20 protein-coding genes are annotated in these 23,841 nt (G+C 32.6%); 9 read left to right on the top strand and 11 right to left on the bottom strand.

All coding sequences use genetic code 11. The features are described 5' to 3' along the window. Nucleotides 1-52 precede the first annotated feature (52 nt). The 4 genes from ACKTTV_RS21540 (at nucleotide 53) to ACKTTV_RS21525 (ending at nucleotide 5,554) form a co-directional block, all read left to right on the top strand. On the top strand, nucleotides 53-1,147 hold the full coding sequence (locus ACKTTV_RS21540; RefSeq protein ID WP_408032943.1) for a bestrophin family protein: 1,095 nt from the start codon (nucleotides 53-55) through the stop codon (nucleotides 1,145-1,147). Between the two features lie 61 nt (nucleotides 1,148-1,208). Next, nucleotides 1,209-3,722: a T9SS type A sorting domain-containing protein gene (locus tag ACKTTV_RS21535; protein ID WP_408032942.1), complete on the top strand. Its 2,514-nt coding sequence runs from the start codon at nucleotides 1,209-1,211 to the stop codon at nucleotides 3,720-3,722. A gap of 67 nt (nucleotides 3,723-3,789) precedes the next feature. Next, on the top strand, nucleotides 3,790-4,182 hold the full coding sequence (locus ACKTTV_RS21530) for a hypothetical protein (RefSeq protein ID WP_408032941.1): 393 nt from the start codon (nucleotides 3,790-3,792) through the stop codon (nucleotides 4,180-4,182). A 256-nt stretch (nucleotides 4,183-4,438) separates the two neighbouring features. Continuing rightward, nucleotides 4,439-5,554 (top strand): WD40/YVTN/BNR-like repeat-containing protein, encoded by a 1,116-nt coding sequence (locus tag ACKTTV_RS21525; RefSeq protein WP_408032940.1) that lies wholly within the window; start codon nucleotides 4,439-4,441, stop codon nucleotides 5,552-5,554. Nucleotides 5,555-5,634: 80 nt separating this feature from the next. On the opposite strand, the gene ACKTTV_RS21520 is transcribed toward ACKTTV_RS21525, so the two are convergent. Next, nucleotides 5,635-6,447, bottom strand: coding sequence for a DUF1338 domain-containing protein (locus ACKTTV_RS21520; protein ID WP_408032939.1), 813 nt, complete (start codon nucleotides 6,445-6,447; stop codon nucleotides 5,635-5,637). Nucleotides 6,448-6,686: 239 nt separating this feature from the next. On the opposite strand from ACKTTV_RS21520, the gene ACKTTV_RS21515 reads away from it, so the two are divergent. From ACKTTV_RS21515 to ACKTTV_RS21500, 4 genes are all read left to right on the top strand, one after another. After that, nucleotides 6,687-7,145, top strand: coding sequence for an Lrp/AsnC ligand binding domain-containing protein (locus ACKTTV_RS21515; protein ID WP_408032938.1), 459 nt, complete (start codon nucleotides 6,687-6,689; stop codon nucleotides 7,143-7,145). 4 nt (nucleotides 7,146-7,149) lie between these two features. Beyond that, the gene (locus ACKTTV_RS21510; protein ID WP_408032937.1) at nucleotides 7,150-10,041 is read left to right on the top strand and encodes an FAD-binding and (Fe-S)-binding domain-containing protein; all 2,892 of its coding nucleotides are present in this window, start codon (nucleotides 7,150-7,152) and stop codon (nucleotides 10,039-10,041) included. A gap of 143 nt (nucleotides 10,042-10,184) precedes the next feature. Beyond that, the gene (locus tag ACKTTV_RS21505; protein ID WP_408032936.1) at nucleotides 10,185-11,432 is read left to right on the top strand and encodes an MFS transporter; all 1,248 of its coding nucleotides are present in this window, start codon (nucleotides 10,185-10,187) and stop codon (nucleotides 11,430-11,432) included. A 70-nt stretch (nucleotides 11,433-11,502) separates the two neighbouring features. Further along, nucleotides 11,503-11,955, top strand: coding sequence for a hypothetical protein (locus ACKTTV_RS21500; protein ID WP_408032935.1), 453 nt, complete (start codon nucleotides 11,503-11,505; stop codon nucleotides 11,953-11,955). Between the two features lie 78 nt (nucleotides 11,956-12,033). On the opposite strand, the gene ACKTTV_RS21495 is transcribed toward ACKTTV_RS21500, so the two are convergent. From ACKTTV_RS21495 to ctlX, 3 genes are all read right to left on the bottom strand, one after another. Continuing rightward, a complete protein-coding gene (locus tag ACKTTV_RS21495) occupies nucleotides 12,034-12,897 on the bottom strand; it encodes an OmpA/MotB family protein (RefSeq protein WP_408032934.1) in 864 nt (287 codons plus the stop codon). 234 nt (nucleotides 12,898-13,131) lie between these two features. Beyond that, nucleotides 13,132-13,662, bottom strand: coding sequence for an alpha/beta hydrolase (locus ACKTTV_RS21490; RefSeq protein WP_408032933.1), 531 nt, complete (start codon nucleotides 13,660-13,662; stop codon nucleotides 13,132-13,134). Nucleotides 13,663-13,665: 3 nt separating this feature from the next. After that, nucleotides 13,666-14,598 carry a citrulline utilization hydrolase CtlX gene (gene ctlX, locus ACKTTV_RS21485; protein WP_408032932.1) on the bottom strand — a complete coding sequence of 311 codons (933 nt, stop codon included), beginning with the start codon at nucleotides 14,596-14,598 and terminating at the stop codon, nucleotides 13,666-13,668. Between the two features lie 214 nt (nucleotides 14,599-14,812). On the opposite strand from ctlX, the gene ACKTTV_RS21480 reads away from it, so the two are divergent. Next, complete coding sequence (locus ACKTTV_RS21480) at nucleotides 14,813-17,455, top strand: T9SS type A sorting domain-containing protein (protein WP_408032931.1); 2,643 nt, start codon at nucleotides 14,813-14,815, stop codon at nucleotides 17,453-17,455. 118 nt (nucleotides 17,456-17,573) lie between these two features. Here ACKTTV_RS21480 and ACKTTV_RS21475 read toward each other — a convergent pair whose 3' ends face one another. The 7 genes from ACKTTV_RS21475 to ACKTTV_RS21445 all read right to left on the bottom strand — a co-directional run bounded on the left by ACKTTV_RS21475 (nucleotide 17,574) and on the right by ACKTTV_RS21445 (nucleotide 23,784). Further along, complete coding sequence (locus ACKTTV_RS21475; RefSeq protein WP_408032930.1) at nucleotides 17,574-18,533, bottom strand: hypothetical protein; 960 nt, start codon at nucleotides 18,531-18,533, stop codon at nucleotides 17,574-17,576. 60 nt (nucleotides 18,534-18,593) lie between these two features. Further along, the gene (gene moeB / locus ACKTTV_RS21470; RefSeq protein ID WP_408032929.1) at nucleotides 18,594-19,661 is read right to left on the bottom strand and encodes a molybdopterin-synthase adenylyltransferase MoeB; all 1,068 of its coding nucleotides are present in this window, start codon (nucleotides 19,659-19,661) and stop codon (nucleotides 18,594-18,596) included. 124 nt (nucleotides 19,662-19,785) lie between these two features. Further along, nucleotides 19,786-20,898, bottom strand: a complete 1,113-nt coding sequence (gene thiH / locus ACKTTV_RS21465; RefSeq protein WP_408032928.1) for a 2-iminoacetate synthase ThiH — start codon at nucleotides 20,896-20,898, stop codon at nucleotides 19,786-19,788. Nucleotides 20,899-20,913: 15 nt separating this feature from the next. After that, a complete protein-coding gene (locus ACKTTV_RS21460) occupies nucleotides 20,914-21,681 on the bottom strand; it encodes a thiazole synthase (protein ID WP_408032927.1) in 768 nt (255 codons plus the stop codon). A 22-nt stretch (nucleotides 21,682-21,703) separates the two neighbouring features. Continuing rightward, nucleotides 21,704-22,345, bottom strand: a complete 642-nt coding sequence (gene thiE, locus ACKTTV_RS21455; protein ID WP_408032926.1) for a thiamine phosphate synthase — start codon at nucleotides 22,343-22,345, stop codon at nucleotides 21,704-21,706. Between the two features lie 68 nt (nucleotides 22,346-22,413). Beyond that, complete coding sequence (locus tag ACKTTV_RS21450) at nucleotides 22,414-23,178, bottom strand: hydroxymethylpyrimidine/phosphomethylpyrimidine kinase (RefSeq protein ID WP_408032925.1); 765 nt, start codon at nucleotides 23,176-23,178, stop codon at nucleotides 22,414-22,416. Between the two features lie 3 nt (nucleotides 23,179-23,181). Further along, complete coding sequence (locus tag ACKTTV_RS21445; RefSeq protein ID WP_408032924.1) at nucleotides 23,182-23,784, bottom strand: thiamine phosphate synthase; 603 nt, start codon at nucleotides 23,782-23,784, stop codon at nucleotides 23,182-23,184. Between the last annotated feature and the right edge of the window lie 57 nt (nucleotides 23,785-23,841).

Genomic DNA, 23,841 nt, shown 5'->3' with positions numbered 1-23,841 from the left:
GTTTTTAAATGAGATTTATTATTTTTATTGTCAGACACTTAAACACAAATACATGTACATAAGAAAAACCTATCCTTTAAAAGGACTACTTCACTGGACAAGACGTTACATATACATATTCTTATTATTTAGTGTTATTCCTGTTTTTCTCTTTGACATTATGGGTTGGAAATGGCTTCATGTTCCCTGGCTTCCCTTGGGAGTATTAGGTACCGCTGTTTCATTCATTGTGAGTTTCAAAAATAATGCCTCTTATGATCGACTATGGGAAGCTCGTAAAATTTGGGGAGGAATTGTTAATACTTCAAGGTCCTTTACTGTTATGGTAAAAGATTTTATTGTCAATAATGACCAAGTATCGGATACAGAACTAAAAGAGATTCACAAAGAACTTGTTCATAGGCATGTAGCTTGGATGACAGCTTTAAGGTATCAATTGAGAAAAGATAAGCCTTGGGAAAATCATCTAAAAAACAATAAATCTAATCAAGAATTTAGATCGCAAAACATGTATGTTATCGAAGATAATGTTCCTATAAAAGATGTGATTTCAAATTATATTACTTCATCTGAAGTAGATAAAATTTTTGCTAAGGGTAATCAGGCTTCGCAATTATTAGGTATTCAATCGAAAAGACTCAAAGAAATTCATAAACAAGGACTCATTGATAATTTCCGACATATGGAAATTGAAAAATCAATTGTTGAATTATATACTTTACAAGGAAAGTCAGAAAGAATTAAGAACTTTCCATATCCTAGGCAATTTGCTACACTTAATTTCATTTTTCTATGGGTATTTATCATTCTCTTACCCTTTGGAATTATGGAAGAATTTGAGAATATTGGAGATAAAATATTAGAAATATTAGCAACTCATAAGTCTCACACGGCAATTATGCACCAGCTACAAACCTTTATAGCAGAACACTTTGTTTGGTTATCAATTCCTTTTAGCACCTTAATATCATGGGTATTCTTTACCATGGAGGCCATCGGAGAAAATTCTGAAAACCCATTCGAAGGTGGTCCCAATGATGTTCCTATTACCGATTTATCAAGAGGAATAGAAATAGATATTCGACAACTTATTGATGATTCAGATATACCTGAGCCTTATCAATGGAAAAATGATGTCATTTTATAAAGCAGTTAGGGTTTCTTAGAAGATACCTGTCTTAAAACAGTATAAAACATATAGAATCAAAATGAAAAAAAAGTCTTTACCCCTTTTAAACTTTCTTTTACTTTTCTCTGTGGCGCTTTGTGCTCAAAACTATGAATGGAGAAATATTTCATTAGAAGAAAGTAATTACTTCGACGTTGTTTCTAAAAATAGAAATAGATTACAAGAACTACGATCTCAAAACACCATTGAGAGTAAAAAACAAATAAAACAATTTGAACGTTGGGCTGATTTTTGGGGAGATAGAATTTCTCCGAACGGAAATTTTGTTGCACCAATGCATACTTATAATGAATGGGCAAAAGAAGATAACAAAAATTCTCAGCAAAGATCATCAAGAAACCCAAATTCAAACTCTTGGTCTCTTCTAGGACCTACTACCCCTCCTCAATCAAACATTGAATTCTACCCTGGAATGGGTAGAGTTAACACCTTGGCTTTCCAAGCGGATAACACTAATATAATGTATGTTGGAACCCCTGCAGGTGGTATTTGGAAAACTACAGACGGAGGATCAACATGGACATCTAAATCTGATAATTTACCAAACATAGGAGTCTCTCATATTGTAATCTCGCCAACTGATAATAATGTCCTATATGCCGCAACAGGAGATTGGGATGGTGGACATAATTTATCTATAGGCGTTGTAAAATCAACAGACGCTGGGGAAACATGGAATTTAACTGGTTTGACTTTTAACCTTACTAATTTCGATGCTATTAGTAAGTTGTTAATTGACCCGAACAATACAAATACGATTTTTGCTACTACAAGAAATAGCATTAAAAGATCAACTAATGGTGGAACTACTTGGACTGATGTTCATACCGATAGTAATGTATACTTTAACGACATTGAATATAAAACCAATAGTAATTCAATAATATATGCTACCTCTAAAAATGGTAAATTTTATATTTCTACCAATAACGGAGTTAACTGGCAAGAAGCTTCTAACCCAACTTCTAATCGATTAGACATAGCACAAACCCCAAATGACCCTGATTTACTTATTAGTATTGATGGTGAAGGAATTATAAGAAAGTCTTCAAACCAAGGTACCTCTTGGACAATACTTACTACTATTTCTGGATATTCCTCACAAGGTGGTTTTGATATTGCTTTAGCTGTTTCACCAGTAAACAAAGATTTAATGGTTGCTGGTGGAATTCATGGGTATAGATCAACGAACGGAGGGACAACTTGGCACCGATATTTAGATGGATACTGGACAACTGGAAATCCTTATTTCTATGTGCATTCGGATCATCATGATATGATGTTTTTACCGAATTCAAATCAAGTTTTCTCAGTGAATGATGGAGGTGTTTTTAAAGGTGATGCTTCAACTGATGTTGCTTGGACTGATTTGTCATCAGGCTTAGCTATTACCCAATATTATAACGTTTCAGGAACACCTCAAAACGCAGGAAAGTTAATATTAGGAGCACAAGATAACGATATTGCTATCTATGACGGCAGCAATGGTTTTAAAGGTGAAAATCCCGGTAGTGATGGAGTTGAAGGTTTATGGAATTATTCCGATTCAAATATCGCGTGGTCTGCAAGTCAGGCTGGAACTCTTAGAAGAACTCTTGATGGGTTCCAAACAGCAGCTCAATGGATAAATACTCCAAGTGGAGCTCCATTTGTTTGGGAATTAGAAATACATCCAACCGATCCAAACACGATTTACGGAGGTTTTGGAGATATTTATAAGTCAACTGATAGAGGTGACAATTGGACCAACTTAAATTCTGGTATTGGTTCAGTAGAGTTTATTTCAATTGCCCCTTCTGATCCTAATGTTATTTATGGAGCAGGAAGAAATAGAACTGTTAAAAAAACAACTAATGGAGGAACTTCATGGACCGTTATAGATTTACCTATTTTTGGTTCTGTAAAAAGTATTGAAGTACATCCAACAAATCCGTCAGAAGTTTATATAGCTTATTCTGGTTACTTGAATGGAAGAGTATATAAATCTATAAATGGAGGTGATACATGGACAAACATTTCTGGTTCATTACCTAATGTTCCTTCTCATAAAATTATTTATAAGACAGGTACTACTGATGGAGAATTATTCCTAGCCACTGATATCGGAGTTTATTATTGGAAAAACTCAGCAAACGACTGGGTAAGATTAGGAAGTGGGCTTCCTTATGTAATTGTTCATGATATAGAAATCCATTATGCTAGCAACAAACTAAGAGCTGCTACTTATGGTAGAGGGGTTTGGGAAACTTCTATTGATGAAGCTTCATTAGGAACAAATGATGAAAAACTAGCTGATGACACGATTACGATGTTCCCTAATCCAACAAACAATAAACAATTTACTGTTAAGTTGAATAAGTTAAATGGTGACAGCAACATTCTTGTATATAACATTATTGGAACTGTTGTTAAAAACATTACTACCAAAAACAATGAAGAGTTTATTGATTTATCGAATTATTCAAGTGGTGTTTATTTAGTAAAAGTAAACAATGAGCAAGGAGAAATTACTAAAAAATTGATAGTAAAATAATTTAATCGAATACATTCTGATGAGAAAAACACTCTTAATATTCGTTCTTGCGCTTTCATTTTTATTTATGAGCTGTAAAAGCAATTTAGTTCTCATATCAAGCATTAAAGAAACAGTTATTCCAGGACGCCCTAACATACCTTCCTATAGTAACTATATTGTTAATTTTAAGATGACGGCTAACTCTTCAGTTAACATTAACCGTGTTGAAATAAAAAATGGAGGAAAATGTTACATTTGCAACTACTTATTGAAGAAACAAAATGGCGCTTCATATTTGAAGGAATTATCTAAACAAGGCGATTATATTCTTGAGATTCCTTTAAACGATAAATACATTATTTCCGATTCCAGCTGTGATAGTTCAAAAGAACAACTTCTAATATATTATCGTGAAGATGGTAAAGAGAATAACTTAACCATTTCGGAATTTTTAGAAAAAACTAAAACAATGAGATAATAAAAAAGAGAAGCTAAAAAGCTTCTCTTTTTTATTACCAATTTATTCGAAACGAAAAATCTAAATCATACCCTAAACTTACGTCATTATCCCTTTTTTATTTAACATCCTTCTCATAAAATTAACAAATGATTGGGAAGATTGATTGTACATCAAATTCTATTTTTGGCCGCAAAAAATATTTCTCAAAGCTTTTCTCAGAATTCCCCTAAAAAGTGAAAAAAGAAAAAAAAGTAAAATCAACCACATTTTTTTTATGAAAACATTTAAACTTTTAACCTTTGCCCTATTGGTCTCTTTTATTTCAAGTTGCTCTAATAGTAACGACAATAATAATATAGAAGACCCCACAAATGGAATGCCCAATGATAATAGCAACAACGTTACTATGGATAAAGTTTCAGTTCCTTCTGAACTATCATTACAGTCCATGGATTTCTTTGAAAACCAAAAAGGCTTTATTGCGTCAGGTAAAGCTTATCCAACTCCAGAAAGTGAAATATTACGCTCTCTAGATGAAGGAAAAACTTGGGGCAAAGTTTATAGCAATAGTACTTTTTATATTAATAAAATTCATGTAAAAAACACAAATGACATATATGCCGTTACAAACAATGGTATAATTGTTTTTTCTAATGATGGAGGTAATACATGGGCTCTAAATGAAACATTTAAAAATGGAGGTTATTATATGACCGACATTCATTTCACAAATGAAAACACCGCTTATATTATCGGACAAAGGGGAAGTCTTTCCAAAGGCTTTATTTTAAAAACTGAAAACAATGGTAACAATTGGATTGATTTAGAAGAAACAAATAGTAATTCTAACTTGAACTATTCCGAAATATTAGAAAACAACATCTTAAACACCATTACCTACTACTCCCCTAACGATGTATTAATTTTTGGTGGAGGTACTTGGTCTGAAGGAAAAATTTCAATCAAAAACAACGACTTCTGGGATGTCACGAATAGTATTGTTCCAACTAAAATTGTTGATTTAGCCATTAAAGACGGGCTTCTTATTGCGGGAGGGAATAATGGACAAACGAATAATACCTCAGAAAGAGGTGGTCTATGTAGTTACAATACGAACTCAAGGACATGGCAATCCTTAGATTATAATGCTACCAATAAAATCAATGCGGTTGAAATGAAACAAAACACAATCGTAATTGCTGGTAGAAATAAGCCCAATAATTTAATAGATGGAGAGTTTTTATCCTATTCTAAGGATGAAGGTCAAAACTGGTCCAGAATACCACACGAATATGCTACCGCCGCTTGGAATGATATTTATGCATTATCTGAAACAGAATTTTTAATTGCTGGTTATAACGGACTTTTAGTGAAGTTAACAATCCATTAGAAAATTCATAGTATATAACTAAAAAAGAGGTTGTGATATCACAACCTCTTTTTTTACACCCAATTAAATTAAAAAAAACTTTATGCTTCCTGAAGTTTCATATCAGTACTTTCAAAGATTTTATCAGCTGATTTAGCAATAAAACCTGAATACAACTCTCCATTTTCCATTGGATAACGGAAAGCAAATTCATAGTAACATGAAGTTATTTCTTTTGTCAATTCTTGAAATTCAACAGGAATTTTGTCGGCTAAAACGCTTGATTGCTCAAGTAATTGCTCAGGTGTTCCTTTTATTTCACCTCCTGAAGCATTCATTTTAAACCCGTTTTCTTTCAAGAATTCGTTAACTTCTTGTAACGATTTGAAATTACTTAATCTATTTACATCAACTGTAAAATGATTAGAACAGAAACCATTAACATATAACCAAGCAGCATACTCGCTCTCTTTTTGTAATTTTTCATAAAGCTCAAAACTTGGTTGTTCCCATAATCGCCCCTTAAAAACTAAATCCATAGGATTTAATTCTTCTGTTGATACACTATCAATTAATCTGGTAACCTCCTTTTGTAATGCCTCTGAAAATTCATTTGTCTTTAACTGACTAATAAAAACTCTTGGAGCGTCTCTATTAGTTTTATGCTCATAATGCTTTGCATATAATTTTTTTGCTTCGAAAGTATAATCCCCCATTTCTTCATAACCAGCCTCAATAAAAGGAGCCGCCAGCACTTCTATATTCACTCTTTCATCATCAAATGTTCTGAAGGCCACGTGATCATTAAAAACTGTGTTTCCTTTGTTTGTAAATAAATCTTTAATTTTTTGAGCAGAAGGCGTCCTATCTGTATACTCATTCCATAATTTGTCAAAAATTGTTACTACATCCATAACTAAATATTTTATTCACTAAGTGAGATTAAATACTCGACATCTCGGTCGATTTTTATTATAATTTGAAAAATCTTTAAATAAACCCTTAAGATCTTAAAGCAAAATTAAATCATTTTACTTTTTTAAAAGTCAAATAATAGCTAATTTTACACTATTAAATATCATTTTATGTTAATTTGACTTAAAAAACCAGTTTTATTACATCTATATGTTTTTTAACCTTATTTAAATCAACAATGGACAGTCAATTTGATTATATCGATCAGCAAATACTGATAAAGCTTCGTTCAGACGCAAGAAAGCCCTTTTCACAAATAGCTGAAGAACTCAATGTTTCTAACTCTCTGATTCATCAACGAATAAAAAAGTTAACAAATGATAAAGTCATAAAAAATGCGGAGTTTATTCTTGATGAGAAAAAACTAGGTTATAGAACAAAATCTTATACGGGAATACGATTACGCGAAGCAAGATTTGCTAAAAGTGCAATGAAAGAATTAGAAAAAATAGAAGAAATTGTAGAATGTAATTTTGTTTCAGGTAATTATGCTATTTTTATTCTCATTTTTGCAAAGGACAATGAACACTTACAAAAAATATTATATGATAAGGTTCATTTAATAAATGGCGTAGCAGGTACTGATACATTTATTTCGTTTGACACTTGCTTTAAACGTAATTTACCTATAAAGTAAAACGATGGACAACAAACTAAACTATTTAAATCAATCACTAGACGGGGAAGTTCTTTTTGATAATCTACATAAAAACATTTATGCTACGGATGCTTCAGTATACCGGAAAATTCCTTTAGCGGTTGCCTATCCAAAGAATAAAAAAGACATTAAAAAGTTAATCGCTTTTGCTAATGAAAATTCTATTACCTTAATTCCTCGAACTGCTGGAACGTCTCTTGCTGGACAATGTGTGGGAGATGGTATTGTTGTTGACGTTTCTAAATATTTCACCAACATGTTAGCTTTCGATGAAGCGGCCAAAACTATAACTGTTGAGCCTGGAATTATTCGAGATGATTTGAACAGGTTCTTAAAGCCCTATGGATTATTTTTCGGTCCGAATACCTCAACATCAAATCGTTGTATGATTGGAGGAATGGTAGGAAACAATTCATCAGGAAGCACATCCATTAGATATGGTGTTACTCGTGATAAAGTAGTTGCAATTGGCGGAATACTGAGTGATGGTAGTGAAGCTTCTTTTTATGAAATCACTTCACAGGAATTTAAACAAAAGAGACTTGAACAAACTTTAGAAGGTAAAATCTATAAGTCCATTTATAATGAGTTGTCTCAACCTGCAATTCAAGAGGAAATAGTAAAAGAGTTTCCTAAAGAGAGTATTCACAGAAGAAATACAGGTTATGCAGTTGACGAGTTTCTACATTCGGATCTATTTGGGGGAAAAGACACAACTATCAACCCTGCTAAATTCTTATCAGGTAGTGAAGGAACGTTAGTTTTTTCGACAGCAATTACAATCCAACTTGATGACTTACCTCCTAGCCATAGTATTATGGTTTGTCCTCATTTTACCAGTGTAAATGAAAGTTTAAAGGCAACTGTAACTGCCATGAACCACAATTTATATACTTGTGAACTCATGGACAAAGTAATTCTTGACTGTACAAAAAACAACCGTGAACAAGCTAAAAACAGATTCTTTTTACAAGGTGATCCAGAAGCTGTTTTAATGTTAGAAGTTAGCGCTAGTACTATAGAGGAAGCTGAAGTTCTAGCCGATAAATTAATCGAAGATTTAAAATCAAATAGTTTTGGGTATCACCATCCAAAAGTATATGGAGATGATATTCATAAGGTACACTATTTGCGAAAAGCAGGTTTAGGTTTACTGGGTAATATGGTCGGTGATATGAAAGCTGTTGCTTGTATTGAAGATACCGCTGTTGCTCTAGAAGACTTACCTGAATATATTGAAGAGTTTACTCAGATAATGACAAAGTATGAGCAAAAAGCTGTTTATTATGCTCATGCAGGAGCTGGTGAATTACATTTGCGCCCAATCTTAAATTTAAAGAAGCAGGAAGATGTCGTATTGTTCAGAAAGATCACTACCGAAACTGCTGAATTAGTAAAGAAGTACAAAGGTTCATTTAGTGGAGAACACGGTGATGGAATTGTTCGCGCTGAATTTATTCCTTTAATGATTGGTCAAAAAAATTATGAGTTATTACGAAGAATAAAAAAGGCATTCGACCCTAACAATGTTTTTAACAAAGGGAAAATAACGGATGCTTATGCCATGGATGAAAACCTTCGTTATACCATAGATAGAAAAGAACCTGAAGTAGCAACAATTCAAGATTTTTCTGACAGCGAGGGCATTTTAAAGTTAGCGGAGAAATGTAATGGATCGGGTGATTGTCGTAAATCTCCGGAAGCGGGAGGCACCTTATGTCCGAGCTACCGTGCGACTAGAAACGAAAAAGAAACTACAAGAGCAAGAGCAAATACTTTAAGAGAAGTTCTTACCAATAATGAGGCTAAGAACAAATTTGATTCGAAAGAATTAAAGCAAGTTTTAGATTTATGCTTAAGCTGTAAAGCTTGCGCAAGTGAATGTCCAAGTAATGTGGATATTGCTTCAATGAAAGCTGAGTTTTTGTATCAATATCAAGAAACGAATGGATACTCTTTCAGAAGCAAGTTATTCGCGAATAATGCGAAGTATAATAAACTAGGGAGTAAGTTTCCTACATTAACGAACTTCTTCACCAATACACTATTAGCCAAAAAGGTTATGGGAGTAGCTCCAAAGAGAACTGTTCCAAAACTAGCTAAACAATCATTAAAAGCTTGGCTTAAAAATTATCCGGAAACTACATCTGAAAAAGTTGTTTACCTTTTTAATGACGAGTTTACGAATTATTATGATACTGAAATTGGAAAAGACGCCATTTTTGTATTAGAAAAATTAGGGTATCAGATAAAGATTAGCAACCATGAAGAAAGTGGTCGTAGTTACATTTCAAAAGGATTCTTAAAAGAAGCCAAGGATATTGCAAATAAGAACGTTAGCATTTTTAAAGATTTGATAACTAAAAATTCCCCTCTAATAGGTATTGAGCCTTCAGCTATATTAACTTTTAGAGACGAATATATTCGATTAGCTGATGACAAAGAATCTGCAAAGAAAATTGCAGAAAACACCTATACCATTGAGGAATTTTTAGCTAATGAACACGAAAATAATCGCATTGACGTTTCGTTATTTACCAATGAAGCTAAAGACTTAAAAATTCATGGTCATTGCCACCAAAAGGCTTTGTCGAGTACTTACTCATCTTTTAGAGTATTAAATATCCCTGAAAATTTTAAGGTTACAATTATGAATACTGGATGTTGCGGTATGGCTGGATCTTTTGGATATGAAAAAGAACATTACGAAGTAAGTATGCAAGTAGGTGAAGACACTTTATTTCCAAAAGTTAGAAAATGCGACAAAGACACTGAAATTGTGGCTGCAGGTACCAGTTGTAGACATCAAATTTATGATGGTACTTATCGTATTGCGAAGCACCCTGTGAGTATTTTAAAAGAAGCTTTATTATAAATAATATAAATCAATTACTTCGGAGCGAGCGAGGCTTTCATAGAAAATTATTGTAATCTCACTTAGTTCGTAAAACCAGTAAGCAAAACCACTGGAGCTAGTTTTTATTTAAAACCATAAGTTATTTTTAATACATTTAACCTATGAAAAATAAAATTATATCTATGCTTTCCCTCATTATTGCAGGGGAAGCTATTTTTTTATTACCATTTATTTCTATGCGAGTTTTTAAACCTGTTATTAGAGAAGCATTTCTAATTTCTGATGCTCAAATTGGTGAAGCTCAAGCCTTATATGGTATAACCGCTCTTATTTCGTATTTCTTTGGTGGATTTATTGCTGATAAATGGGAAGTTAGAAAACTGTTAACTATTTCGCTATTGTTAACGGCTTTTGGGGGGCTTTGGATGATCTCTATTCCATCTATATTCACTTTAAAAATTCTTTATGCTTTCTGGGGTGTTTCTACCATTTTAATCTTTTGGGCTGCGTTAATTAAAGCTACTAGGCAATGGGGAACTAAAAACAACCAAGGCTTGTCTTTTGGCTTATTAGACGGAGGTCGTGGTTTTTTTGCTGCAACGATTGCTTTATTTGGCGCTACAATACTAAGTTTTTTCTTCCCAAAAAATGGAACGGTTACATTAGACCATAAAATACAAACATTACAATTTATTATTGGTAGTATTACACTTATCGTTTTTTTAGTTGCAGTTTTAGTCTGGTTTACCCTTCCGAAAACAATTCCTAAAAAAAGTACTACTAATGAATTTCAATTCAATTTTGAAAAAGCTCTTACTTTAATAACTAAACCCAAAGTTATTTATCATTCAGTAATTATTTTCTGTGCTTATTGTGCTTATAAATTAACTGGTGTTTATGGAACCTATGCAAAAGATGTTTGGGGATACTCCATAGAAAAAGCTACATATTTTGCTGTGTTTATTCAATACTTAAGACCCATAGGCACAATTAGTATTGGTTGGGTTGCTGATAAATTTATACCATCAAAATTAATTATTCCTTGTTTTAGTATACTTGCAATTGCTTCAAGTGTTTTAGGTTTAGGAATATTTCAAAATCAACCTGTATTTATTTCTTTCGTCTTCTTCATTTTCATGGCTCTAGGCACCTATGCTTTAAGAGGGTTATATTTTGCAATTATTGAAGAAACAAAAACACCAATACAACGAACAGGAACTTTGGTTGGTATAATCTCAATAGTAGGGTTTGCACCAGATATTTTTATGTCGCTTTTTGTTGGATACATGTTAGGAAAAAATCCAACTATTTTAGAATACCAAAGCCTATTTACCTATTTTTCTCTTATTTTGATAACTGGGTTATTAGCTGCTGTTGGTTTTAGAAAAGCAACAGCCAAGTCTTTATAAGACCCTATTAATTGACTTTCAGTGTTTTATTTCGTATTTTTAGCTATTGTGTAATATAAATTTACCTAATATGTCTAAAAACAAAATAATCATTAACAATGCGTTGTTAATTTTTGCCGGCATTGTTGGGTTCTTCCTTATTATGAAGTTTTCAGGGTTGGATAATGTTTCTGAATTACGTTTTTTAAATTTTGTTTTTGTGTTCTGGGGAATAAACAGAGCTATAAAAACAAATATTAAAAAAAACCAAGAAACGCTATACTTTGAAAATTTATTAATTGGAGCAGGGACCTCAATTTTGGCAGTAGGACTGACAATTGTAGGACTTATTATTTACGTTTCATTTATTGATGGAGCGTTTTTAAATGTTCTGGAAAACTCCTCATTTTGGGGTAAAAACTTAAGCTTACCTCTTGTTATTTTTGCATTGGCAATAGAAGGAATTGCTTCTTCTGTTACTTGTGCTTTTATTTTAATGCAATATTATAAGAACTATAAGGTTTCAAATACCGCCTTAGTATAGTACTTTATTTAAGTTAAAAAATTAAAAAAGCCGTTTTATTAATAAAACGGCTTTTATATATTATTAATCAACTTATTTTTAAGGCTGTAAAACCTCTTCTCTTGCCATTAAACCAAAAAACTTGTCAAGGTTTGGCAAAATCATAATTTTAGTACGTCTGTTTCTTGCTCTATTTTTACTAGAGTTATTATCCACTAATGGTACAGAAGAACCTCTTCCTGCAGCAATTAATCTATCAGATTCAATTCCGTATCTTTTTTCTAATACTCTTACAATTGAAGTCGCTCTTTTTACACTTAAATCCCAATTGTCTTCAATTACCTCGTTTCTAATTGGTCTAGAATCCGTATGGCCTTCAATCATTACCTCCATGCTTGGCTCAGACTTTATGATATCTGCAAGTTTTTTAAGAATTCTATGTGCTTTTCTATTCACTCTATAACTTGCAGTATTAAATAACATTTTGTCTGATACAGAAATCATAACCACAGTGTTATCAATATTAATATCAACATCATCTGTGTTTTCTAAGTCAGAAGTATCAATTGACTTCTTCAAACTATATGAAACCGCTAAATTCATCGAATCTTGTAATGTTTTAGCTTTAGCTAATTCAGACTGATCTACATTTTTTAGTGTTTCTCTCATTTTCCTTTTCATAGAATTTGAGATTACCGTATTTCCTACAACATCTAATTTTACATCGTTATCCTTTTGAAGGTCTGAATTAATGTCTCGTAATGAATTTAATTTGTTGTTATAGTTTTCAACTCTCTTCTCTATTTTGGCAAACCTCTGCTCTAACTGCTCCTTTTCTAATCTTGTTTTTTGTAATGTTCCACGAGTATGTTTATATTTTTCCTCTAAGGCAACATACTTTTTTTTCGGCACACAAGAAGTCATTAACAAAGTTGCTGTAATAAATAACGCTAGTTTTTTCATTTGTTTATTTTTAGTGCTAATCATTTAGTTCCAACCTTTTTTAGAATAATTATTTCATTCAAACTACGCAATCTGATAATTATTCTAAAGACAGGTTTCATTATCAATTAGTTTTAGTGTTAAACAATTGAAATCTAATTTCCCCTACTAAACAAAAATTTAACGTGTTAAAATTGGTCTTTACAGATCTCGTTTAAAATTGAAGGCTATGAAATACTAATAAAGTACCTATTCCTATTGAAGTAATTGAAAGCAAATGAATTTTGAGAAGCTTTCTTTTTTATAAATGATATGACCTCCTTCCAAGGTCATTTTATTCACACCTAGTTCTTCAAACCAATCATTATCAGGAGCGTAAATATCTTTATTCCCAAAATAAAGATCTATTTTACAACTTGGTTTTACTTTTTCATATCGTAATCTGGTTGAGGAAACACAAACAAGACTTGATACCAATCCTGTTTCAGCGGCATATCTCCAACCGATAGTTCCTCCAACACTGAAACCTAAAATTATTACTCCTTCACCTTGTTCCTCTATCTTTAATTTCGCTACGGCCTTATCTATACCTCCATTCACAAGTTGTTTATGAATCAACTCCTCTCCCTCAATCAATACATCAATATCTGCCAATTCTCGAATATCATAAAAAACAATTTCAAACTTACTTCTAAGCTCCAAAACATAGTTATAAATCCAATCAATATCCTTACCACCCCAAAGATCAGATAGTATTATAAGTTTTTTCTTGCCCTTCTTATCCATCATCTATTGTTTAGGTAAAAACACTTCAGCCATCATACAACGAGCACTACCTCCACCACATGTTTCTATAGTTTCTAAAGGGCTATGAATTATTTCACAATATTTATTGATCATTTTTCTTTGATTATCATTTAATGAGTTAAAAGCAGAAGAACTCATAACCAAGTATCGTTTATCTCCTCCTCCCTTTACCTGTAACATATTACCAGCGAATTGCGTTACTTGCTTTTCTGATATAGCAATAACTTCTTTTCCATCTGACTTTAAATGTTTCAACAAGTTTTTCTTTTCTTTCTTATCATCTATCGCATCTAAACAAACGATAGCAAATTTCTCTGCAACACACATCATAACATTTGTATGATAGATAGCTTCTCTCCCATCATTTACCGTTTGATTTGCAACAAAAACTACGGGAGTATATTCAAAATCTTCACAAAACTCAATAAATAACTCTTCATCCGCACGAGGTGATAATGCACAATAGGCTTTTCTATTTTGCCTATCTAAAATCATACTTCCAGTTCCTTCTAAAAAGAAACCTTCATCCTCTGCTTCTGAATAATCAACAACATTTTCTATAACAAACCCTTTCTCTTCCAACGTTTCTAGAACATCTTCCCTTCTTTCTTGTCTTCTATTTTCAGCAAACATAGGATATATTCCTACATCTCCATTTTCGTGAAAAGAAACCCAATTATTAGGAAACAAAGCATCTGGGGTGCTCGGTTTTTCAGTATCATTAATTACAATTACCTCAACTCCAAAGTCTCTTAATTTCGTAACAAAATTGTCAAATTCTTGTTGAGCCTTTGCATTAACCGTTGCAGGCAATAATGTAACATTTTGCTGATAGTAATTATTCACTGCTGTTTGTTCGTTCATTCTAAAACTTGCTGGACGAACCATTACTAAGGTATTTGTAATTTGTTTCATCTAATTATCTTTAGAGTTATAAACATACTGTTTGTTTTGCGAAATTATAAAAACAAATCATACTTTCAATTCTATTAAAAGATTATCATTTCTGGTATCGAAACTAAGATCTTAATTGATCAAGAACTTTCACAACTAAAATTACCAGCAAAAAATATTCAAACATTATATTTTTTCTTACTTTTATGAAATACAACCATTTACCCCTTATCCTATGAAACAAAATTACTTTTTTGTTGTTGTATTCGTTTTTCTTTTTATTACATGTAAAACAAAAGACAACTCCACTGTCAATAGACCTACAAACAAGTTTAAAAAGGAAAGAAAAAATCAAAACCCTGACAAAGATGCCATTTGGACACCTGAACAAGCTGCCAGACATCAAAAAATATTGGAGAAAATTGCAACATCAGCATCAAATTCATTAAGTAGAAGTATAACTTCAAATTCATATGCAAATGGAAAACTAAAGGGTAACTGGAAAAATCGTGGTCCTAAAAATATGCCCGGAGCCTTTAAATTTGCAGAGATGTTAGATGGAACTGATATTATATATGGCGTTACACACAATCATTATGTTAGCGAATACAATTCAAAATCCTACATATTTAAAGGAACCGTTTATAATCCCGAAAAAGGTTCTGGAGGCGATGACTTCGAACTACTCACTGCGAATTGGCCTAATAGATATCAAAATTTGTTCGCCATTCAATTGAACAACACAGTTCGATTAATTGCGCATATTGAAAATGGTCCTTTGTACTTTTCGGATGATGACGGACAAACATGGGTGCGTTCAAATGGGCTTCCTAATACATTAAAAAGTTCAATAGTAAACCGACAAGATAGTCACGTTTTATATGTTACAGATAATCGAAAAGTTTATTATTCAACTGATTTTGGGCAGAATTTCGCCGAACTAAAAGATTTTGGTGCTTCTGAAAACTCATTCTTATACACACCACGCTATTCAATTCAACCAGAAGCCAATACTGTGTATTTGGCTCGTGCTGGAAAATTTTATACGTTAAATGAAAGTAAAACAGACTTTGAACTTCAAGGTACATACTCACCATCACATGGTGGTAGCAAATTTAGTATTGGAGGTGATAAACGTGTACTTTATGTAACCCAAAACAAAAATTACTGGGTATCTACTGACAATGGAGTTAACTGGACAGAAAAATTTCCTAAAGGAAATTGGTATGGTGATAGAACTGGAAAGATGTCCGCTGGAAAATTTTTTGCTGCACATCCAGAAAACCCGGATATTTCTATTGGCGGTTATGCTCAACCCATTATATCATTCGATAAATTAGACAATGCCTTATCAACTACAAGTGGTTGGGGTAGATATCAAAACGGGACAAATTTAAGTGCAAATGATTATTATAATCGTATTCGATTCAACTATCATCCAGACTTTCAAGCTTCTCATTTTTTTTATAATAGTTCTGGTAATTTATTTAGTGCCAGATGTTCTGATGGAGGTATTTTTGTATCATATAAAGAATGGTTAGATTTTCCTGATGAGGGTACAGCTTTTAATAATAATGGTTATGAAAATGCTCATTACATAAACATCAATGTTCTTCATACTATAAACCCTTTAATTTATCGTAAAAATTTATTTACAGGAGCTAACAACCCTAACCACATCTACTATAGCACTCAAGATCAAGGTAGTGGAAGCATTATCGAAGACACAAATGAAGAGGTTCTTGATTTTTACCAAAGTATTGGAGGTGATGGTCCTCCTATAGACAGTTATGATGGAGAACATGCTTGGAAATGGCAAAGAGAAGGAAAAAAAGTTTTTGCTCCTGTAAAAGTATATTCCAACACTGGAAACTTTCAATCGATTGGGAGAATTAATTCTCAGTTCTCAAATGAAAATGCAGTTAGTTTTACCAAAAACTCCGTTATGGGTTGGGTACAAACTTATATTGATAGAGATGAATCTGGTAAAAGAATGTGGGTTTTGTCTAGAGATTTAAAAAGAGTTACTTGGAACAATGATCAACTTACAAGCCATGTAATCGATAAAGGATCAAATCATGTAGCGGCCTTAGCTCAAGCCAACACCAACCCTGATCGTATTTATATGCTACAAGATGCTAAGGTATTTATCTCCAATGATCGTGGAAATACATTTGATGAAGGTACTGAAACACCCTTTTCCAAAACAGATGAGGCATGGGCTCGTGGCGATATAGGAAGTGGTATTGTGCTTCCTAATAACGATAATTGGATACTTTTTTGTGGTCCTAGTAAAAATGAAGTTGGAACTATCTTATCAAAAGATGGAGGTCAAACTTGGAGTGATGTTACTGGTTTATTCCCTAGTGGTATTGATGTACAGACTAGTGGGTTGGTAGCTTCAGTTGACAGTAAGTTTATCTTTGCTGGAACAGATATTGGTCCATATGCTTTTGATGTAGAGGAAGAAACCTGGTACTCTATCGCTGAAGGAGTTGGTTTTTTTAACACTATGGATGTTGATTATATTTCTGAAACGAATACCGTACGTTTTGCTTCATGGGGTTCGGGAATACTGGATTTTGCAATTGAGCAAACTTCATTAGGAGTAAATGATTCTGAAATAGCAAACAGCTTTATTCTTTACCCTAACCCTTCTAAAGATTTCATTTATCTTAAGGTGAATCCTTTACTCGATAATGAATTGAGCATATCAATCTTTACCATTGATGGAAAAGAAGTTCCCTCAACCAAAAATGAAGCTTTTGAAAACAACATTCGTAAAATTGACGTTTCTAACCTTGCAAAAGGAATCTATATTCTAAAGATACAAAATGGTACTGGAGCAATTACGAGTAAGAAAGTTATTATAGAATAAAGAGTTTTTCAAAATAAAATACGGGATAATCTTTCGAGTTTATACTGTTAATGATGACAGTTAAATTTATTTTCTTAATCAATAAACCTAAGTAAATCAAAAAGCATAACTAGTCCAACTATTGATATGTATAAATAACTCTTTCGTTTATATTATCCCCATAGTTTAACTTTCTAATATTAGAAGTTACAGTCGGGTAATTAAAGGAGTTCGTTTTCTTAACTGTATTTTGACGTCCCCTATCGTTACCTGGATAAAATTGAGCTTCAACAAAATATCGATGAAACCATTCAGTATCACCACCTGACCAAAATAATCCAAAGGGAAGAGGAACGCTAACTAGCTCACCTATAGAATAGGAAAACACACCAAATTTCATTAAAATTTTATGATATGGATTAGATATCGAATTATGAACTCTATAATTACCTTCAAGAATTTCATTATCAAAATCATTCACCTCATAAATTATTTTATTTGGACTAAAACTAAATTTAATCTCAACCCTATTAAAATAGGTTAAATTTTCAATATACTGTCTTATTATCTCTAAATCATCATTGTAATAAAACTCTCTTAAATTATTCTTTTTCTCTTCTAAAAGACTTTTTAGCAAACCTTCTTCATAGGTATGAATTACTCTACTATAAAAATTTTCATCATCTGTAACATCATTGCCTCCCACATGTATTCGATTATTTTCATATTTAAAACTATAACCGAAACGATTATAAACTCGTGTTTCTTTTACTTTATTATCAGCATTGTAATAAAATCTATGAATCTCGTCTGATAATATAACTTCGCCAAAATTTTCATAATCTCCGCGATTCTCAATTTCACCATTCGCTATATCAATAAATCTATGAGTGGGTCTATTGTTTTCATATAATAAAAACTCTACAATCTCAGCTTTCTTTATACCTGGATGATTTCGATTATCTGCTATAACTGCCGTTAAAAATTCACCATTCGAATTTGTAGGAAAAAATTCTTCTTCTATTAATTCTTGAGTATCGTTATTTGCGCAAGAAATTACAAAAACGGGAAAAAAAATGTAAAATAAAATTCGTTTCATAGCTAATATTTTTTTGTAAAAGTAATGATATTTTACAATGACTTCAAAAACTAATTCTGACTAAAGGCTAAATAAACTCACCCCCCCTTTCAAATTCACTAAAACTATATCATTTGGCAATTTCTCTTTAAGTAAAGTAATTGCTGCTTTACTCCTCATTCCAGACTTACAATAAACGACAAGAGGCTTATCATATTTCAACTCTTTATATCTATTGGATAATTCTCCTAAAGGAATATGGTATCCTCCAATATGATGTTCCTCACGTTCCCACGGCTCTCTTACATCTAAAAGGTTATATTTTTCCTTATCCAACTCTAACTCTTTTAAACTAATTTCCTCTCCAATAGGCTTTACTCCACAGAAAAAGTCGTAGTCTTCTTCTAACTTTTTTATCTCAGCATTGTTTGTTTTTTGAAATTTTAGTGCCATCTGACGCATGCTTAATGTATCAAACATAACTAATTTATTTGCTAAAACCTCTCCAATACCACATATTATTTTTATTGTTTCATTGGCTTGTAAACTACCAATAATACCAGGTAAAACTCCAATTACTCCTATTTCAGAACAGTTTGGAGATTCTTCAGGTTTTGGTGGAGTTGGATATAAACATCTATAGGTTGCACTACCTTTAAAATTAAACACACTTACTTGCCCTTCAAATTTAAAAATAGCTCCATAAACCAATGGTTTGCCTTCTAAAACAGCGGCATCATTCGTTAAATATCTGGTTGCAAAATTATCACTGCCATCAACTATAACGTCATAGTTTTTAAAAAGAGAAAGTGCATTTCCATTCGTTAATCGCTCTTTATAAACATTAAATTTCACAAATGGATTTAATCTCGATAGTCGGTTCTTAGCTGTTTCTGCCTTGGACTTCCCTATATCATCAAAAGTATAAAGTATTTGCCTCTGTAAATTGCTCTGATCAACAATATCATGATCAATAATACCAATAGTTCCAACTCCTGCTGCGGTTAAATACTGCAAAATAGGACAACCTAAACCTCCTGCTCCAATAACTAAAACTTTTGCTCTTTTCAGTTTTAATTGTCCTTCTTCTCCTATTTTATCGAGAATTAGATGTCTATTGTATTGTTTTCGTTCTTCTGTTGTAAACATAGCTATTAGCTGTTAGTTTTTTGGCTTTTGTGTAACTTCGACGTATTGTCGTCTTATTAATCCAGAATTCAAAGCATTCAGCTTTTTCTTAGCAAGTAAACACTTAGATTACTTAAAAGCTAAGTTAACTGAAATGCTCCCAATCTTTCCATACCACCTCTAATCCTTGCCCTTTCAACATAGATACTATTTCCTCTGTACTTCTTTCGTCTGAAATCTCAAACTGTTCTAACGACTGAGGTTCAACACTATATCCTCCTGGGTTTGTTTTGGATTCCGCACTCATAGAGGTAGCTCCAAAATTAACAATATTATTTCTAAAGATTTCACTTTCTCGAGTCGACATAGATAGCTCAACATCTTCATCAAACAATCGAAAAGCACATATTAATTGCACTAAATCCTTATCGGTCATTTCTACCTTAGGCTCTAATCCACCTGAATGTGGACGAAGTCTAGGAAAAGAAATAGAATATTTTGTTTTCCAATAATTTTTTTGCAGATATTTTAAATGCAAGGCAGTGAAAAAACTATCCGCTCTCCAATCCTCAAGTCCAAACAATGCTCCTAAACCTATTTTATGAATTCCTGCTTTACCCAATCTATCGGGAGTATCCAATCGATAATGAAAGTTAGATTTTTTTCCTTTTGGGTGGTGCTTTTTATACTCCTGCTCGTGATAAGTTTCCTGATAAACTAAAACAGCATATAAACCACTTTCAATGAGAGTTTCGTATTCTTCTTGATTTAAAGGCTGTACTTCAATTGTTATATTCGAAAAATTTGAACGGATTAACTCTATCGCATTTTTGAGATAATTCACACCAACCGTTCTATTAGCTTCTCCTGTTACCAACAGAATATGATCATACCCCTTTTGTTTTAAAAAACTAACTTCCTCTAAAATCTCACTATCCGTTAAGGTACGTCTTGGAATTTTATTTGTTAAACTGAATCCACAATAGGTACATATATTATGGCATTCATTACTCAGGTACATAGGAGCATACATCTGAATCGTATTTCCAAAACGCTTTTTAGTGAGCATTCTACTCATTTGAGCTAGTTGCTCCAAATAGGGTTTTGCCGCTGGAGATATTAATGCCTTAAAATCTTCTAAATCTCTTTTATCTTTCGTCAATGCATATTGAACATCTTCTGAAGTTTTATTTAATATGCTTGAGAGTGTTTTATCCCAATTATATTGATCGAATACGTCTTTAAAAGAATTATCCATTACACAATTAATTATTTAACTTAAAAAACTTGTTAGTGGACTACTTGCCTCAGCCTGCTCTTTTATTGGAGCTAGTTTTGCTTCATAAGCCATCCTACCTGCCTCTACTCCCATTTTGAAAGCTTTCGCCATCTCTATAGGGTTTTGAGATACAGCAATAGCCGTATTTACTAATACTGCATCTGCGCCAAGTTCCATTGCATGTGCTGCATGTGAAGGAGCTCCTATACCTGCATCCACGACCACAGGTACATTCGATTGCTCAATAATAATTTCAAGGAACTCTAAGGTCTTTAATCCTTTGTTACTTCCAATTGGCGCACCAAGAGGCATTACACATTGTACACCAACCTCTTCCAATCTCTTACATAATACAGGATCAGCATGAATATAAGGCATTACTACAAAACCTTTTTTTACAAGTTCTTCAGCCGCAATGAGTGTTTCTATTGGGTCTGGTAATAGATATCTTGGATCAGGATGTATTTCTAATTTCACCCAATTCGTTTCTAATGCCTCACGTGATAATTCCGCAGCAAAAACTGCTTCTTTAGCTGTTCTTACCCCAGAAGTGTTTGGCAATAAGTTAATTCTGGAATGCCCTAAATGAGTCAATATATCATCCTCTTCATTTTGAACATCCACTCTTTTTAGCGCAACTGTAATTAATTCACTTTCCGAAGCTAGTAATGCTTCTCTCATTAATTGAGATGAACTAAATTTCCCTGTTCCTGTGAACAATCGAGAGTTAAATGTTTTATCTGCTATTTTTAATGCTGTCATGATATTGTTAAATAATTTAATCTTAGCTAAGCTTGTACACTTTTTCTAAGGTACTCCCTGCTTTTAATAAAGTGTGAAATGCTGGTATAGTACTGAAGCTTTGAGTAATTTCAGACGATATAGCTATTCCATGAATCCCTGTCTTTAATAAGAGTGAAACATCACTTAAGGTAATTCCACCAATGGCTATGATTGGTATTTCTTTCGCTAGCTCATCAATGATTAGTTCATACCCATCTACCCCCAAAACAGGGCTCAAATTTTTCTTTGTTTCGGTAAACCTAAAAGGTCCTAAACCAATATAATTTACACCTTTATCAATTAGCTTTTTACAATCATCAAGGGTATTTGCAGTACCTCCCACAATGTATAAATCCCCTAAATACTTTTTAGCTATAGCAGGACATGTATCATTTTTTCCTAAATGAACACCATCAGCCTTCACTTCTTTTGCTATTTGATAAAAGTCATTAATTATTAATCTTGTTTGAAAGTGACTCGTAATAGCCCTAGCTTCTTTAGCTGCCTCCAAAACAGTTCCTTCATCAACATCTTTTAACCTCAATTGCACCCATTCGGCCCCATAAGAACAGGCTTTCTGAACATTTTCTATGTGTTCTTCTGGGGTACTTCCTTGCGTAATGTACTGTAATTTGCTAATCATTTCGTGTTTCTAAGTTTAGTTTGGTTGTTGTGTTTTGTTTCTTCCTAAATTCTTTTCCAATCTGATAGTTACTTATCTCGGCTATAATTATGTCTTCCTAAAAGAGAATTATCTGAATTGAGATACTCCTCAATATATTTTTTTACATTTTTCCCCTTATCTTCTAAGGGCAGATCATTGTAAAAGTTTGCTGCAAAAGCAGCCGACAATACACATCCGCTTCCGTGTTTATCAAATACATTTTTTGAGATTGGTGGAATGTTTACTTTAACAATTTTACTGTGATAAAGTTCATCCCATCCTTTCTTATCATTTCTATGTCCACCTTTTAAATAAATATTCGTTTTCTCTGCAATACTCTCTATCGTCTCTTCTATATCTTTTTCCGGGAACAATGCTTTTATCTCATCGTAATTAGGAGTAATAAAATCGCAAAGTCTTAAAACCTCATTAAAAGTTTCATAATTCTTTTGAGAATGAAAATCATAACCAGCACTTGCTTTCAACACCGGGTCCAATATTATTATTATTTCAGAATTTAACTTTTTAAGTTTTTGCAGAACCTTTAATAAAACCTCCCATGACTCTATGATTCCAATTTTCACTATTGGAATTTCAAATCTTTCAAATAAGATTTCAATTTGTTCGAGTATTGTAGTTTCTTCAATCCAAGTACAACTTTTGAAATCAAGATCGTTTTGAACCGTAACAGCCGTACAAACCGATAATCCGTACAATCCAAATGATTCAAATGTCTTGATATCTGAGGTAATACCTGCTCCACTTGAAGGATCAAATCCAGCTATTGTAAGTATGTATTTTTTTTTATCCATACATTAACTATGAACACTTACATTAAAAACGTCTTTTATTTTCTTAAAACTTTCTATTGGATTTTCAGAATTCCAAACTCCACCGAGAACACCAATACCTTTAAACCCTAATTTTAAAGTTTCTTCTATTGTTGATTCGTTTATTCCTCCCATTCCTACAATCTTTCGATCAATCGAATTGACATTAAATCCTCTTCCCTCATATCCTGTTTTGGATATAGAAGAAAATACAGGGCTCAATAAATGATAATCAAAAATGACTGAACAATTATTGATTACTTCTGGTTCATGAAAAGAACTACTAACAGTTTTTTCTTTTCTTTTAAAACTTTCAACATATTCCTGCAAATGATTTTTCAAGTCGATTCGAGGTTGCTCCTGTAAATGAACTCCTTTCAAGTTAAATTCGTTTAACAACTCATGAAAATAATGTACAACAATCCTGTCGTGATATTTTTCATCAATAGCATTCAAATAAGCTGAATGCTCCTCATACCCTTTAAATGGTTTTCTTAGATGATAATAGGTTAAGCCTGCCTCAAATAATCCATGTAAAATTTCAATTTCGTTTTCTACATCTTTCTCTGGAGCGATTAAAATAATCATATGTTTCACTTTAAATTATGAATTACGAATTTAAATATATTAACATTCGTAATTCAT

The organism is Tenacibaculum xiamenense (genome assembly GCF_964513065.1).
In the GTDB taxonomy this organism is placed as follows: domain Bacteria; phylum Bacteroidota; class Bacteroidia; order Flavobacteriales; family Flavobacteriaceae; genus Polaribacter; species Polaribacter xiamenense.
Note: the sequence above shows the minus strand (reverse complement) of the source record. Positions and strands in the feature narration are given on the sequence as shown.